Genomic DNA, 17,992 nt, shown 5'->3' with positions numbered 1-17,992 from the left:
AGGAGGATACAGAAGCATGGAAATATCCGCTCAGAATGATGATCTTAGAGACCTCGATATTGCTATTATCGGGATGGACTGCCAGGTTCCGGGAGCAGATAACGTAATGCAGTATTGGGAGAATCTGTGCAACGGAACGGAGTCGCTTACCTTCTTCACCGATGAGGAGCTTCGGGCAGCAGGGATACCGGAAGAACTGCTCACCAATCCGGAGTACAGAAAGTGCGGCTTCAAAATAAATGATATTGAGCAATTTGATGCGGCGTTCTTTGGCTTCACGCCCAGGGAAGCGGCCCTGATGGACCCGCAGCAAAGAATTCTGCTTGAGAGCTCATGGCGGCTGATGGAAAGTGCCGGGTACCAATCGGACCAGTATGCAGGGAAGGTTGGCGTATTCGTCGGGACGGGAACCAGCAAGTATTTATTGAAGAATATTATGTCCAGTATGGATCTGGATTCCACTCCAGAGATCAGACAAATATGGATTGGGAACGATGTTCATTATGCTTCGACCATGATTTCCTACAAGCTGAATCTGAAGGGACCGAGCGTGAACGTGCAGACTGCATGTTCCACTTCCCTGACCGCCGTGGTTCTGGGCTGTCAGGCTCTGCTGAATTATCAATGCGATATGGCCATTGCCGGAGGGAGCTCCCTGTCGCTTCCTCAGGATAGCGGTTATCTCTACATCAAAGGAGAGGTTCTTGCGGAGGACGGACATTGCCGGCCGTTTGATAAAGATTGCAGCGGTTCATTAAGCGGCAGCGGAGTAGGAACCGTGCTGCTGAAAAGATTGGAAGATGCTGTAAACGACCGGGATCATATCATCGCTGTCATTAAGGGAGCCGCCTTTAATAATGACGGTTCGGCAAAGGTTGGTTATTCGGCACCAAGCATTGAAGGCGAACGCAATGCGATTAAGAGCGCCCAGATCCTAAGCGAGATCGATGAAGAAACGATTACTTATATTGAGACTCATGGAACAGCGACTCCCATGGGGGACCCCATAGAGATACAAGCACTTACAGAAGCCTTCTCAGAAGCCACGGACAAGCTGAATTTCTGCGCCCTGGGTGCAGTGAAAGCCAATATTGGACATCTGGATTCTGCAGCAGGTACGGCCGGGTTAATCAAAACCAGTCTGATGCTCCAGAAGCAGAAGCTTGTACCCTGCATCAATTATAAAGAAACCAATCCCAACATTGATTTGCAGAACTCCCCGTTCTATGTAAATACCCGTCTCAGAGACTGGAACACGGATTGCCGGGTAAGAAGAGCGGGCGTCAGCTCGTTTGGCATTGGCGGTACCAATGTTCATGTAGTCTTGGAAGAAGCGATCGACACCCGCAAAGTCGAGAGCCATGAGGAATTTCAATTGCTGCTGCTATCCGCAAAGACAAAGACCGCCTATGAAGAGGTGGCCGGACAATTGCTGGATTTTGTGCAAAATAATAAAGATATTGATTACCGGAATATCCTGTATACGATGAATATCGGAAGAAAGAGACTGCCCTATCGAGGCGGTCTGGTCTGTAACAGCAGAGAAGAGCTGATTCATAAATTGGGCGCCAGCCTTCCTGCGGTGAAATCTCCAAATGAGAACGAAAAGGAAATTGTGTTCCTGTTCCCGGGACAAGGCGTGCAGTATGTGAATATGACAAAACAACTGTACGATACGAAGCCTATATTCCGGCATGAGCTGGATAAGTGTTTCGAGATTCTTCAGAAGCAGTTGAACTATGATTTAAGACAGCTTATCTTTGCAGATCAAGCGGATGCTAAGGGTGAGGAGACGCTCACCGAAACCCGGAATACACAGGTTGCTCTATTTGCCGTTGAGTACTGCTTGGCCAAGACTTTGATGCATTGGGGAATTACTCCCAAAGCTCTGCTGGGGCATAGTGTTGGGGAGTACGTAGCCGCTTGTCTGGCCGGGGTATTCTCACTCGAGGATGGTCTTAGATTAATGGTCATGCGGGGCCGGATCATCCAAAGTCTGCCGGCGGGCGAAATGCTGTATGTGAATATGAACGAGCAGGAAGCGCAGGCCTATATTAACGGGAAGGTCTCACTGGCCTTGATTAATTCCGAGAACCGGGTGGTATTGGCCGGGGATAGCGCAGCGCTGCAGGAAGTGGTCGAACAGATTACAGAGCAGCGGGAGTACAGAATTCTTCACACCTCCCATGCTTTTCATTCCTATATGATGCAGGGTGCAGTGGAGGACATGCTGAAGGTGCTTCAGACGGTGACGTTCAACAAGCCGATGATCCCGATCATGTCCAATGTCACGGGAGAGTGGCTGAAGCCGGAAGAGGCGATGAGTGCCGACTATTGGATACAGCATATGCTGGGCACCGTCAGATTTAAAGATGCTGCACTTCATTTGGCACAGAAAAATTATAAATACTTCATCGAAGTGGGTCCGGGAAAAACGCTCTCTGTCTTCATGCAGGATAATTTGAAAGACTACGCGGAGTGCCTATTGTTCCAAACGGTCCGCGGCATTAAGAATACGATGAATGATAATAAATTTCTGGCGGAGTTCGTAAAGAAGGCCTGGATCAGCGGACTAACCATTGATTTTGCAAAATATTACGGAGATGAAATCTTATTCAGAACCCCTTTGCCGACGTATCCTTTTGAAAGGAAGAGACATTGGATTGAAGCTGGCAAGCAGAAGGCTTATGAAGCGGCTGTAAGCAACGGCTGGGATAGGGAGCTTTCAGCAGACAGTGCTGTAGAAGCGGACACGATAGAGTATAACCGGCCGGATATATCGGTGGAATATGAACAGCCTGACAATGCGATTGAAGAGAGTATAGTGGAAATCCTCCAGGATATTATGGGGATCACGCCGATTGGAATCAACGATAACTTCTTTGAGCTTGGCGGACATTCTCTGATGATCACACAAGTCGTCCTGAGAATAAAGGAACTCTATGGGATTGAATTGCAGTTGAAGCTGTTTATCGAAGCACCGACTGTCAAGAATGTAGCTGACCTTGTATTGGAAGAGTTGTCAGAAAGCCTCGATTTGGATGCAGTCTAAATATGGACAGATAGAGGTGTGGAGAGATGCAGAACAACGAAAGCGGAAGTGTGAAAAACAGAGTGAATGCCTTATCGGACGCCAAGAGACTGCTGCTGGAGAGTCTCTTGGAGGAACAAAGAAAAAAGAAAAGACAGATCATCCTGCAAGAGAAAGGGCTGCATAGGGTCATCAAGAGAGCACCGGAGTTGACCGTGTTGCCTTCCAACTATATGCAAAAGAAAATTTGGTATGTCGAACAACTCTTCAATGAATCGGTTACGTATAATGTTTCGGGTTATGTGACATTCCATGGCAAGCTTCAAGTGGAGCTTTTGCACAAGGCCTTCAGAACGGTGGTTAAGCAGCAGGAGGTGCTGCGTTCTAAATTCAAGGGAGGACAAGGACAGCTTGAGGTTGAGCTCAGCGAAGATACCGAAGAGCCGGTCTTCAAAAGTTATGATTGCTCCCAGGCAGGGATGGAACTGTCTCCTGATGATATCAGGCAAAGGATGTACACGGAAGGAATACAGCCGTTCCGGTTAGCTGAGGGCAAGCTTATTCGCCTGATCTGTTACAAGCTTAGTGAGACCGAATGGATTGGACAAATTGTTTGGCATCATATTGTATCGGACGGCTATTCAAGCGGCATTTTTATTAGAGAATTGCTTCAACTGTATGAAGCCTATGCAGGCGCAAGCATGGCACCTGTAGAGGAACCCGCTGTGCAATATTATGATTATGTCATCCACATGAATGACCGGATTGCCAAAGGCGAGTTCGATCATCAGCTTAAGTTCTGGAGGGAACAATTGTCGGGCAGCAGCATGACCTGTATGCTTCCAACGGATTACACGGCCGGTCATGGGCTTACCTATCATGGCGAACGGGTAGCTTTTTCAATCCGCAAGGAGCTGAAAATAAAACTGGAAGCTGCTGCAAAAAAACACGGGGTTACACTGTTTGTTTTGTTAATGAGCGCACTCAAAATTATGCTGCATAAGTACGTACACCAAAACGATATTATTGTCGGGGTCCCGGTTACCGGCAGAAATGAAGAGGAATGCCAGAGCATCATCGGGTGCTTCCTGAACATGCTGCCGATCCGCAGTACTATTGGAGAAGATCAACAATTATTCGATTATATCCAGGCGGAGAATGCCCAGGTGATGCAAGCCCTGAAGAATCAGGATTTGCCGTTTGATTTCATAGTAGAGGACTTGAAGGTAGAAAGAGATTTGCTGTCTACCCCGATCTATCAGGTGGTGTTCAGTTATGAGACCCATGCGTTAAAGGATATTACAACAAAGGATTTCTACATAGAGTTCGAAGAACTGGATTTAAAAACGGCCAAGGTGGACTTGGCGCTGGAAGTCAATGATGACAAGGATGGGTTAATCGCCTGGTTTGAGTATAATTCGGATAAATTCTCCCGGGAGCGGATTGAAAAGATTAAGGATTATTATCTGAATATTCTGCAATTCATTGCTGAATATGACAATCGGGCCATTGCAAATATTGAAATGATCTCGGAAGAAGAAAAGGATGAGATCCTCTACTCTTTTAACGAAAAGGTTACGGACTATAAGCCACAGACTATCAAGCAGCTATTCGAGACCCAGGCGGCGCTCCGGGAAGAGGCAGTAGCCGTAGTATGCGGCAATGAGAAGATTACCTATAAAGAACTGAATAACCGCAGCAATCAACTGGCACATCATCTGCGGAAAACCGGTGTGGGCTGCGAGAGTCTGGTTGCCATTATGCTGGATAAATCCATTGAGGCCATCATTGCCATACTGGGGGTAACCAAGGCTGGCGGTGCTTATATGCCGGTGGATTTGACTTATCCCCGGGAGCGGATGGAGTACATTCTGGAAGACAGCAAAGTCCGGTATATGATAACTTCCGGCATCCATCAGGATTATGCAGGTATTGAGCAGATTTCAATGGGTGATAAGCGCATTGAGACCGAGTCCACGGACAATCTTACGGACCACAGTAATCCGGATAATCTTGCTTATGTAATCTATACCTCGGGAACTACAGGTCAGCCTAAAGGCGTGATGGTGGAACACAGCGGTATTGTTAACTTGAGAGATTATTTTTGGAATAAATACAAAGTGACCACGGATGATACGATCCTGCAATTTGCCAATCTTGTTTTTGATGCCTCTGTCTGGGAAATGATTATGGGAATTCTCACGGGTGCAAGACTATGCATCATTACCAAAGAAGTTGCGCTGGATGTGAATCTGCTGGAACTGGAGCTGAAAAGGCATAACGTAACCGTTGCCACCTTGCCTCCGCCATACTGGAATGTAATAGCGGATAGAGCCATCGGAATCCGTCTGTTGATCACAGCGGGATCAGCAACAAGCGTCAATCTGGTCGAAAAATTGGCAGAGCCGATTGAATATTTCAATGCGTATGGACCTACCGAGACTACGGTCTGTGCATCGGACTGGCAATACGAAAGGACTGTTCAAATCCCGAATCGAATTCCGATTGGCAAGCCAATTGCCAATATGCAAATCTATATTATGAATTATACTTCCTTATGTGGAAAAGGAATTATCGGAGAATTATGTATAGCAGGAGCAGGCATTGCCCGGGGGTATCTGAACAGGCCGGAACTGACAGCGGAGAAATTTATTGATAATCCCTATGGTCCCGGTAAATTGTACCGGACGGGGGATTATGCTAGCTGGCTGAACGACGGAAATATTGCTTTTACCGGAAGAATAGATAATCAGGTCAAGATCAGGGGACACCGGATCGAAATCGGAGAGATTGAGAATAAGCTCTCTTCTCATAACAAAGTGATTGAGGCGGTTGTTATCCCGGAGATTGACCACCAGAGCAATCTTTATCTGGCAGCTTATTTAGTTGTGGATGCAGCAGTGACTCTGACAGAAATCAGAAGCTTTTTGAACGATGGATTACCTTCGTATATGATTCCATCAGCATTTAATACGCTTGAGGCCATTCCGCTTAATATGAACGGTAAGCCGGATAACAGCAGATTAGCGTCCTTAGGCCAGCCTATGGAAGCGGAGAACGATTTCGCTGAACCGTCCACAGAGATTGAAAGAACGCTGGAACGAATCTGGTCTGAGCTCTTAGGGGTCCGGCGGGTTAGTATCCGTGATCATTTCTTCGAAATTGGCGGAGACTCCATTATCAGCATGCAGGTTATCGCCAAGGCGGCAGAGGCAGGAATTAAGCTCGAATTAAAGTCTTTTTACGATGATAAATGTATTGAACAAATGGCATTAAAGGCTGAGGCAGTTGAACAAATCTGCTGTGATCAGGGAGAGGTTACAGGTACTTACCTGTTGACACCTATCCAGCAGTGGTTCTTCACCAATAATTTCCCGGAAAATAACCATTGGAATCAGTCTGTAAGCTTTGAATTGAAGGAGACTGTAGATGCCGGGCGATTGAATGAAGCGCTCAATGAAGTGTGCCGGCAGCATGATTTGTTAAGAACCCGCGTACTTCCCGGAACGGCTCCAAGGTATGCGGATATTCTGCCGTTTGCCTACAGCGAACGCTTGAAGACAGTAGAGATTCCAGCTCATGATGACTATGAACAGCGGATGCAGCAGGAATTGACAGCTTTTCAGCAATCTCTTAATTTGCAAGCGGGAGAAGTATTTAAAGGGCTGCTTATTGTATCCGATACGTTGTCAGGCAGCAGACTGGTATTGACAGCACATCATCTGGTATGCGACGCGGTGTCCTTCAGGTTCATCGTCGAGGATCTATTGAATGGCTATCAGGCCTTAACAGATAAGCGGGAAGTCAGACTTCCGCAGAAAACCTCATCCTTCATAAGCTGGAGCAACGCGGCAGAAGCATACGCCGGCAGCCATGAAGCAGTGAGCAAAAAAAAGGAGTGGACAAAAGAAATTGCGGCTCATTCAAGAAAAACCAAAAGAGGCCGCTCCAGCATAGACAATCTTGAAGGAGAAGCAGAGCAATGCCTGTTCTCCTTAACGGAAGAAGATACCGCCAAGCTAATGATTGAAGTGCCTAAGCATTACAGCATTCAGCCTATTGAGGTGATGATTGCCGCCCTGGAAACGATGCTGCATGCATGGGATGGGGCAGACCATACCTTATATCTGGAAAGTCACGGAAGAGATATGCTTGCCGGTCAGGTGGATCTGTCAAGAACGGTAGGCTGGTTTACCAACCTGTATCCTTTTTACTTCTCCGCAGATGATATTTCAACTACTGGAGCTACGTTAAAAAAAGTGAAAGACAGATTAGCTGCCGTGCAGAAGCGTAAGTTCGAGTTCTTGCTTAGTGATGGCCCCCGTGAAGCTATTGATATTGTTTTTAATTACATGGGGCATTTGGATAACAAAACCTCCGAGCATGCACATTTCCGGCTGCTTACCGGAGAACCGCTGTATACCAGGGGATTGAAGAATGCAAGAGTTAGTCTGCTTGAAGTCAACGCGTATATCCGGCAGGATCGCTTAACCTTCGAGTGGGGATATCACCCGAATATCCATTCCGGGGAGAACATCGTGCAGCAGGCAAATGCCTTCACGGATACGCTTAGGGGGATGATCAGCTACTGTATTGAATCTGAGGATGATGGAGTTTCCGCTGCAGATTTTGACGATGTGGATATGGAAGATTTAGATTTCATCTTGGCAAAGTTCAATTAAGGTCACTCAGGGACAAGAAAGAGGAGAATAAATGAACAAGAGGAACGTTGCAGATATCTATGGATTATCCACCATGCAGGAAGGCATGCTGTTCCACAGCTTGAAAAGTGAAAGCAGCAGCATGTATTTGGAGCAATTCTCGTGCAAATTACACGGGCAGATTAATTTCGAATATTTTTGGGATGCCTGGCAGAAGGTCATTAACGATCATTCCGCTCTAAGAACCGCCTTTGTCTGGGAAGGTGTGAAAAAACCTGTTCAGGTAGTTCTGAAGCAATGCGAATGCAGCTACATTCAGTATGACTGGAGCAATCTGCCGAGGGAAGAAATCGAGCATGATTATAGCATGTTTCTTGAAAATGACCGAATGATGGGTTTTGAACTGGACAAGGCTCCGCTGATGAGATTTGCTCTAATTCAAATTACAGAAGACAGCTATTATTTTGTCTGGAGCTTTCACCACATTATAATGGATGGCTGGTCACTGCCTCTGGTACTGGAGGAAATGTTCGGGAATTATAAAGCGTTCAAGACAGGGGAGGCACCGGCGAAGCACAAATCCGCATCATTTAAGGACTATATCCATTGGCTGCATAAACAGGATGCCGGGGTCTCCAGACAGTACTGGAAAGAAAAGCTGAAGGGCTTTGAGGAAGCTTTGCCTCTGTATACTGAACCTGCAGTGGAAGAGCAGAAGGGTGAGACCCGTAAACTCTCCTTACGGCTTTCAGAGGATATACATCATTCTATCGAGCAGATCACTAAAAATAACGGGTTCAGCGCCTACCAATTGTATAATCTTGCCTTTGCCATCTTGTTGAGTAAATACAGTGGAAAAGAAGATGTCGTCTATGGGACGACTGTATCGGGAAGACCTGCGGAATTAAAAGGTATCGATCACACCGTAGGCATCTTTATCAATACCATTCCGGTCCGTGTTCAGTTAGATGGTAATCTTACCTTGCTGGAGTGCCTGGAGAACCTCACACAGGATCAAATCAGCCGCAGTCCCCATGAATATATGTCTTTGGCTGAGATCAGCAGCGCCCATAATCTGCCTCAATTATTCCAGAGTATTTTTGTATATGAGAATTATGCCAACGCACAGGCTTATAAGGATATCACAGAGTTCTCAATCACAGAGCTGCAATTAAGAGAAGAAATTAATTATCCGCTGGCCTGGGTGGTTAAGCCGGATCACGGAATTCTTGTGGAGACGATTTATAATTCCGCTTATTTCAGCGACAGGATCATTGAAGAATTTCAAAGGAGCTTCATAACGATTTTGGATGAAATGGTCCTTAAAATAAATGAAGCTATCCGCACGATTCAACTGCTTCCATCGGAGCAGAATACAGATTTCAAAGCAGGGAAGGCAGTATCCGCCGTTGTGAACCTGCATAACCAGCCTATCCCTCAGAGTTCGGCTTCCGCTATACCGCGCGTTCTGATTGTTGATCCCTATGGGCATCCGCTTCCGGACGGATTCGAGGGCAGTGTATGTACGCCGGATCAGACCGCTTCCGGGTATAGGGGCCGTTATTATGCAGATGGAACGTTAATGATTAATGAGACCTTAAGCACCAGCATGATGATTGGCGGAATCAAACGTGATTTGCCTGCGCTGGAGCGTGCCCTAAGAGCGGAATCATTAGTAGATGATGTGAAGCTGCTTCACCGTTATAACAGGAAGGGTGAATCCAAGCTTGTAGTCTATTATGTGGAACCGGTGACGGATGCAGTAGTGGAACAAGCGGCATTCGATGAAGAACGAACTGGAGCCATAAGAAGTGCAATCGTCGACAGATTGTGCACCTTGCTTGACTTCAATAAGAAGGATTGTCTGGCAGCAGCAGAGCTCGTTCCTGTGTCACACATTCCTTATTACAGAGATGGCGTTGTCAAAATCAATGATCTGCTCGAACTGGAAATTATTAATGACAACCTCATTCAGCGCTGGAGTAATTTAGTTATCCCGGATGAGCAGAGCGCTATGAGTGAATCTCCTGTGAAGTTCGTGCGCAAGGCCGCAAGAATCAGCCGGGATAACGTGCATATCTCCGATTTGGCCGATAATTATTCTTTTATTAAGAAGAAGAGCTCCGGCAAAATGGACAAGGCTGAAGGGGTTGAGACCCGCAAGGAAGAGAGCAGCGCTGAAACACAGCTATCCCTCATTGTTGGAGAAGACGTGATCATTCCTGAGAATACCGTCTTTGATCTGGGTTATTACATCAAACGGGCTGCCGATCAAGCTCCTGATGATTATGGAATCCGGTTCGTTAATTATGATGGCAGCATTGACTTTGCTAACTATAAGCAGGTCTACAGTGAAGCCAAGGCTATCTGCTGCGGTCTTATCGAAAGAGGCTTGCAGCCTGGGGATAAGGTCATCTATCAGATGGATAACAACCGGAATTATGTAAATACGTTCTGGGCTTGTATGTTAGGCGGCTTTATCGGGATTCCGGCCACGGTAGCTGCTTCTTATAAAGAAGATAATGCAGTAATCCGCAAACTATTGAATGCTTGGAAAATGCTTGAACAGCCTGTGATTGTGACGGATGAAGCGCTGGCTGCAAGTATTCGCAGTGTTCCCGGAGTTCTTGGCGGCGAAGAAGAGTTCACCGTGTATTCCGCTGAACAATTGATGAAGAGCCGGGATATAGAAATCACCTACGAGGTGAAGCCGGATGATGTAGCGCTGCTGCTGCTTACCTCAGGAAGCACAGGAATGCCGAAAGGAGTTATGCAGACCCACAGAAATATTCTGAGACGCACGATTGCCGCCTGCCAAAATAACGGGTTTGGTCCAGAAGAAGTAACCTTTAACTGGATGCCTATGGACCATGTGGGCGGAATTGTTATGTGTAATGTAAGAGACATCTATCTGCATTGCCAGGAGATTCTGGCACCTGTTAATTATATTCTGGAAGCTCCGCTCCGGTGGCTTACGCTGATGAGTGATTTTAGAGCTACGAATACCTGGGCACCGAACTTTGCCTTTAATCTGATTAACAGCCTTGAGAGTGGAATCAAAGCACTGAATATTGACCTGTCTGCCCTGCGGTTTATAACTAACGGCGGAGAAGTGGTAGTGGCGCGGACCGCCCTGAAGTTTAATGAGATCCTTAAGCCATATAACCTGGATAAGTCGGCAATGATGCCGTGCTTCGGGATGTCCGAGACTTGTGCGGGTTCCATATACTCCACTGATTTCGGTCTGGATGTAGTGAAGCAGGAGGATAGCAGTGTAAGTGTAGGCAGACCTCTTCCAGGGAACAGCATCCGTATTGTCGATGCTCAGAATGAATTAGTGCCTCTCTATACAGAAGGACGCTTTCAGATGGCCGGGGTGTGCATTACACCGGGATATTACAATAACCCCAAAGCAAACGCCGAAGCATTTACGCCAGACGGCTGGTTCGATACGGGGGATCTGGGAATTATAACCGACCGGGGACTTACCATTACAGGTAGGGCCAAAGACATCATTATCATCAATGGTGTCAACTATAATAATTCGGAAATTGAGGCCATCCTTGAGGAGATTGACGGGGTTGAAGTATCTTATACAGCTGCGGTATCCGTCAAAGCAAGCGGTTCACAAGAGGAAGAATTAGCGATATTCTTCCATCCGGTATCCATGGATGCCGGGAGGCTCAAAGGGATCATCAAAGAGATGCAAAAGGTAATCACTTCAAAAATCGGGCTTGTTATTGAATACATCATCCCTCTGGCTAAAAAAGAGATTCCAAAGACAGGAATTGGTAAAATTCAGCGGATTCTGTTAAGAGATTCCCTGCTTGCCGGCAAATACGATGCTGTCCTGAAAAAACTCGAAATCGTCAGAAATAAGAACACCGTAAAGCCATGGATATTCAAGAAAGTATGGAAGCCGCTGAGCTTTAAGGTTGAAGAGGGCTCCGTACCCTGCGTCAATATCCTGGTGTTTGAGGACCGCCACGGATTGGCGGCTGAATTCATAGAATGTATGGGCCTGGATGCAACCAGGGTCATATCGGTCAAGCAAGAGGACCGCTTCCAGGTATATGACCGGAATCATTATGGCTGTGATTATACCTGTTATGAGGGCTGCAAAGAGCTGTTTGACTATTTTAAGCAAATCGGGTGGACGGCCGATCATATGATCTATCTTCCCACTTATCAAATAAACGCTAGCGGACATGCAGATATCTCAAACAGTAACCAACTCGGTGTCTTTAGTCTAATCCACTTACTGCAGGTATTGGCGAACAATGACCTATGCGCTTCTACAAGCCTGTATGTGGGTAGCAGCAATGTGTTCCCGGATGCAGGCGGCCTGGAAACCCGTTATGATAATGCCGCATTAATCGGCTTCATGGCTACTCTGGATACGGAGAATACGGGTGTACGATCGCTGCTGATCGATTTGGAAGGAAGGGATATCAAGCAGGATGCCCGCTTATTACGCGCTGAGATTATGCACGGAGAGACTGCTGTGAAGGAAATCAGTTACCGTGACGGCAGGAGATTAACATGGAAGCTCCGGAATGTGCCTTTACGGAAAGCAGAACCCAAGACAAAGATCAAACAAGGCGGACATTATGTGGTAACCGGGGGCCTTGGGGGCATCGGCACAAAAATCTGCAGTCAGCTCATTGAAAACTATCAGGCTAATCTTCTGATTCTGGGAAGAAGCGATCTGGGGACTCTTGAGGATAAGGATAGCAGAGTTCAGCATTACGACCAATTAGTTGCACTAGGAACTTCCATCAGTTACCGGCAGGCGGATGTGTGTGATCTGGATTCCATCATTCAGGCGGTTGAAGATTATGAGCAATCGAAGGGAATTCAGATTGATGGAATTATACATCTTGCCGGGAATTCAAGCTACCAGCGGCATTTTGACAACCGGGATTCATACCTGATTTCGGAAATCGGACAGCAGACTTTTGCCGAAGAATTCGATGCCAAGGTCTATGGTGTGCTAAATCTGTTTGAACTCTTGAAAAGCAGAAAAGATGCGATGCTGATCACTTTCTCTTCGGTGACCTCGCTGCTCGGAAGTGCGACCTTCAGTGCCTATGCGGCAGGGAACAGCTTCCTGGAAATGTTCTGTAAGTATGCAGCCGGCCAATTAGGATATGCAGTGAAATGTATCTCTTGGACGATGTGGGATAAGATCGGAATGACTGCGGGAAGCCTGCAATCCATTAACAGTCTCAGTGAATCCATCGGGCAGCATGTGATCAGTGAGCAGGATGGCCTGTTATTCTTTGAAGCCCTGTTGAATCTTGGCGACGACATGGTCTATGTAGGGATTGACGAGAATAATGTGCATATCAGCCACAGAATTGATGAGAAAGTGTATGCCAAAGAATATCTTGCTGTCTACAGGCAGGAAGATACAGAGGCTCTTCTCCAGCTTGAGAACGCCAGGGTCCTGGATGATTATGGCGCGGTAAGCAAGCTGAAGATGCTCACGGTCAACAGGGATGGCGAAGTGATCGAAGAGGAACAAGCAGAGCAATATGTAGAAGCGTCTACAGATGCTGAGAGAATCATAAGCAACATTTGGTCCGAAGTATTAGCCGCCGGGAAAATAGGGATGAATGATAACTTCTTTGAGCTTGGAGGACATTCCTTAAAGGCAACCCAGGTCGTCTCCAGAATTAAAAAAGAATACGGGATCGAATTTGCCATCAATGACTTATTCTATCATCCGACTGTTGGAGCGCTGGCTAAGCTTGTGGAAGAGAGAGTTCACCCGGCTACGGATTCCAAGGGAGAAGTTCACCTTCCAAAATTATCTGATGAAGAGAAGAAACAGGGCATACCGGTTTCTTATGCCCAGCAAAGACTTTGGTTCTTAAAACAATATGATGAAGAAAGCGCGTTTTACAATATTCTGGAAAGCATCAGGCTTAAAGGCGAGTTAAATGTCTCCTGCCTGCAGCAGGCTGTTACAGAAATCGTCAAGCGCCATGAAGGACTCAGAACGACCTTCGACAACATTGAAGGGCAAATTATGCAGGTTCTGCATGATGTGGATGCCATCGAGATTCCTTTGCAGAATCTAATGCATGTGGAAGAAGAGGCAAGAGAGCAGGTAATTACCAAACTGGCAGATGAAGAAGTCCATCAGGAATTTGATTTCAAAAACGGACCGTTGATCAGATGTAAGCTGCTTAAATTTGCTGCGGATGAGCATGTTATTTTCCTCACCATGCATCATATTATTTCCGACGGCTGGTCTATGGGAGTCTTTGTACATGAATTCGTCGAGCTATATGATGCCTTAGTGAATCAAAGGCCGGCCGAATTACCCGAAATTGAATGGCAGTATGCGGATTATACCCAGTGGCAGAGAGACTGGTTCACCGGAAAGGTTAAAGAAGACCAGTTCCTGTATTGGAAGAGCAAGCTCAAGGATGTTGCTACCCTGGATATCCCGTCGGATTACGACAGACCGAAAGTACAAACCTTTAACGGGAAAAAGGACTTCTTTGTATATAGCAAGAGCATGATGGACCGGGTGAATGAACTGGCAGAAGCTACGGGCGCTACACCCTTTATGATTTATCTGGCGGCGGTCGATGTCCTGTTCGCGAGATATACCGGACAGGAGGATATCGCCATTGGAACTCCGATTGCCAACCGGACGCGGATGGAAACAGAGAATACGATCGGATTCTTTGTGAACACCCTGGTGCTCCGCAATGATTTGTCAGGCGATATTTCCTTCATGGAATTGATTGAACGGGTAAAGACAAGTGCGCTGGAGTCCTATGATGCGCAGGATATGCCGTTCGAGATGCTGGTGGATGAATTGGAGCTGGAACGCGATTTAAGCAGAAACCCGTTGTTCCAAGTGATGTTCTCCCTTCAAAATGAAGCACTGCCTGATTTCAAGCTGCCGAATCTTGCGATTACCCGAGTGGAAACAGACAATAAATCAGCAATGTTCGATTTCTGGATTTCTATGAGAGAGCTGGAAGACGGAGTGCACACCTTATGTGAATACAATACGGATATCTATAAAACAGGCACCATACGGAAGATGATGCGGCATCTGGAGAACATCATCAACAGCCTATGCGCAGATCCTTATCAAAAAATCAAGCAGTTCAATTTCATGGATAAAGAAGAAATCAATGAAATCCTCTATGAGCACAATAAAACGGATGTTCCATTGGAGAAAGAATTATTTATCCATGAATTATTTGAAGAACAGGCGCTTTTAAGACCGGATGCGCCGGCGCTGAAATTCCAGGGAGACACGCTTACGTATCTGGAATTTAATATGCGGGTGAATCAAGTCGCCCATTATCTGATTGCGCAGGGAATAGGCAGTGAAGATTTCGTTGGTGTGTACGCAGACCGGTCCATTGAAATGATGGTAGCCGTCTATGGAATTCTAAAAGCAGGCGCGGCCTATATCCCTATTGATCCAACCTATCCCCGGGACCGGGTAGATTATATGCTTCAGGATTCTGAGGTTAAGCTGGTGCTGACCTGCATGGACGAGACCGATGCGCTTGCGGGAATCCGTAAGGTGGATTTGCGGGACAAGGAACTGTTCCTGCCGATGAGTACCGGTAATCCCGGAGTAAAGGTTGAAGGTACCCACGCGGCGTACATGATTTATACCTCAGGTTCGACAGGAAAGCCTAAAGGAACGATTAATATTCACAGCGGCATCCGAAACCGTATTGTATGGGGCCAAAAAGAATTTGGGATGCAGCCGGGAGATCGGCAGGTGCAGAAGACACCCTTCAGCTTCGATGTATCCTGCAGCGAGATTTTTTGGGCGCTGACGGTAGGTGCCTGTCTGGTTATAGCCAAGCCTGAAGGGCATAAAGACGTGGAGTATCTCGCTCAGCTGATCAGGGATGAACAGATTACCATCTCTCATTTTGTGCCTTCGATCCTGAAGCTGTTCCTGGAGCATCCCGGAGCCAAGCAGGCAGGAAGCAGTCTGAGAAAAGTGTTCTGCAGCGGGGAGGCATTGCCGTACCGGTTAAAGGAACAGTTCTTCCAGACCTTCGATGCAGGTCTATACAACCTGTATGGCCCTACCGAAGCCTCCGTTGAAGTATCTTACTACGATTGCAGCGAGAAGCTGGATAAAGAGATTGTGCCGATCGGCAAGCCCATCTCCAATGTGCAGCTGTATGTACTGGACGAGTACATGAATCCCGTTCCCTATAATGTGAGCGGAGAGCTATTCATTGCCGGTGCGAACCTGGCCAGAGGGTACTACAAACGTGACGATCTGACAGCCGAGAAATTCATTCCGAATCCGTTCAGTAAATATGTGGCTGCACGGATGTACCGGACCGGTGACATTGTCAAATTGCTGCCGGACGGCAACATCAACTTTATAGGACGCGCTGACAATCAGGTCAAAGTAAGAGGACTGCGCATTGAATTAGGGGAAATCGAAAAGGTGATTCAGTCGCATCCTTCCGTTAAGGATAACGTAGTCATCAACTTAGAGGATGGAAATGATGTAAGAATCGTGTCCTACATTGTCCGTGATGTGAATTATAGAGAACAGGACGTCATGGAGGAGAGCAAGGAGCAGGTCACCCAGTGGGAATCGATATTCGATAATGCCTACAACAAAGAGGAAACGATTCAAGATTTCAGTCTAAATACAATCAGCTGGAACAGCAGCTACACCGGGGAGAAGCTTGGTACCCCGGAAATGGAAGAGTGGCTTGCCGATTCCGTCGATCTGATTAAGAGCTTTAAGCCGCGTAGAGTACTGGAGGTCGGTTGCGGTACAGGGATGATTCTGTTCAAAATCGCCCCGTTATGCGAAGAGTACGTGGGTATTGATTTATCGAGGATAGGCCTCGATTATATCGAACGGAATTTGGACAGCTCCATGAATGTCAGACTATATCAGAAATCGGCTGATGAGCTTGGCGAACTGCAGAATGAGACATTCGACACCATTATTATCAACTCTGTCATTCAGTACTTCCCGAGCGGAGAGTATCTGAATGAGGTAATTACTACTCTTTTAGGCATGCTGGACAAAGAGGGAACCCTCTTTATCGGTGATGTACGTTCCCTGCCGCTGCTAAGAAGCTATCATACTTCGGTGGAATGGTATAAGGCACCTGCAGATACTACCGTGCAAGAATTAAACGACCGGATTAAGAATTCCATTGTAGCGGAGAATGAGCTGCTGGTAGACTCCAAATATTTCTTGAGCCTTAAGGATTCCCTGGAGCAGGTTCACCATGTCTCCATTCTGCCTAAAGTAACAAAATTCGAGAATGAGATGAGTAAATTCCGCTATCAGGTAGTGATCCGGACGAAAGAAGCAGAGCAACTGGAGAATATCGTTCAGCTCAGCTGGCGGAATATACAATCAGAGCAGGGGCTCCAGGATATATTCACCGGGCGGCAGGATGAGGTTATTGTAATTCAAGATGTCCTGATGGATAAGCTGGTTCATGAGAACAAGCTTGAGTCGCTGCTGAACGACCCTGCGGTGCAAGCTGCAACTGTCCGTGAGCTGAGTGAAGACGTTAGGGAGCTTCAACTGTATGCTCCAAGCTTATATGATTTGCTCGTGCAGGATGGCGGGAATTACCGGCTTCGCGCTTTGTGGAATGGTCATGGCGAGAGCGGAGATTATCAGCTGATCCTGTTCCATAAGAATAAATATGGAGCGGACACCTGTGCCTATGATTATGAAGTGCCGAATTTCATCCGCTACAATGAGGACCAAAGTGTATACTTCACCAATCCATTGGAGTGGAAAGATATCCACCAGTATATTCCTGTCATCAGAGAACATATCAGAAGTCAGTTGCAGGATTATATGATTCCATCGTTCTTTATGGTCTTGCCGGAGATGCCGTTATTGCCAAATGGCAAGCTGAATAAGAAAATGCTTCCTGAGCCTGGAAGTATAAGAAGAAGCGTAAGGAATGAATTTGTAGAAGCAGCCAATGACAACGAAGCCAAGGTCAAGCGGATATGGGAAGCCGTCCTGAATGCCCGGAACATTGGCGTCAATGATAATTTCTTTGATATTGGCGGCCATTCGCTGCTTGTGGTTCAGGTCTATTACAAGATCAAGGAGAGCTTTGATACGAATATTACGGTGGTGGATATGTTCAAATACCCAACCATCCGCAGTCTTTGTGAATATCTGGAGGAGACAACGAACAGCTTTGCCGAAGTCGCTTCTGCCAGTGAAGTGATGGAGACAGAGAAGGAAGCCATGAAGGTAAAGAGGAAGCGCCTTAAGGAGCTTTTGAAAAGATAAGTA

At 46.7% G+C, this 17,992-nt stretch carries 3 protein-coding genes; all 3 read left to right on the top strand.

Going from position 1 to position 17,992, the window contains the following annotated elements; translation table 11 throughout:
• The first annotated feature begins 16 nt into the window (after positions 1-16).
• Genes MKY96_RS16970 through MKY96_RS16960 form a run of 3 tightly spaced genes read left to right on the top strand, consistent with a single transcriptional unit; the run spans position 17 to position 17,989 of the window.
• Positions 17-3,052, top strand: a complete 3,036-nt coding sequence (locus tag MKY96_RS16970) for a type I polyketide synthase (RefSeq protein WP_340941824.1) — start codon at positions 17-19, stop codon at positions 3,050-3,052.
• A gap of 26 nt (positions 3,053-3,078) precedes the next feature.
• Complete coding sequence (locus MKY96_RS16965; protein WP_340941821.1) at positions 3,079-7,713, top strand: amino acid adenylation domain-containing protein; 4,635 nt, start codon at positions 3,079-3,081, stop codon at positions 7,711-7,713.
• A gap of 31 nt (positions 7,714-7,744) precedes the next feature.
• Positions 7,745-17,989 carry an amino acid adenylation domain-containing protein gene (locus tag MKY96_RS16960; protein ID WP_340941819.1) on the top strand — a complete coding sequence of 3,415 codons (10,245 nt, stop codon included), beginning with the start codon at positions 7,745-7,747 and terminating at the stop codon, positions 17,987-17,989.
• The last annotated feature ends 3 nt before the right edge of the window (positions 17,990-17,992 follow it).

Source organism: Paenibacillus sp. FSL R7-0302, from assembly GCF_038006885.1.
In the GTDB taxonomy this organism is placed as follows: Bacteria; Bacillota; Bacilli; order Paenibacillales; family Paenibacillaceae; genus Paenibacillus_AQ.
The sequence above is the reverse complement of the archived record's forward strand: the minus strand, read 5'-3'. Positions and strand labels throughout refer to the sequence as shown.